We start from the raw sequence: 238 nt of genomic DNA, 5'->3' as shown, positions 1-238 counted from the left end.
GCATCCTTTATGGTGATAGCACCTGGCCGGACTGCTGGGCGCGCCTTTTGACAAACCTGCAGCTGTTCCCGGTCGTCAGCCCGACGCTTATGAACAGCCGCGCGCTGCGTTCGGTCCGCGATCTGCGCGACCACGTACTGCTCCGCGGCGACGATGGACGCGAATGGAACACCTGGCTTGCTGTGGCCGACGCATTGGATACGCCGAGCGGCAGGCAGCATTTCATGAGCAATGCGCG

At 63.0% G+C, this 238-nt stretch carries 1 pseudogene; it reads left to right on the top strand.

Annotated features, from left to right (window positions below):
- Window positions 1-238: pseudogene (locus ACPYOI_RS36935) on the top strand (LysR family transcriptional regulator); the annotation flags it as partial.

The organism is Rhizobium sp. SVR5-2C (genome assembly GCF_056755115.1).
This window is presented reverse-complemented; position numbering and strand designations above follow the sequence as displayed.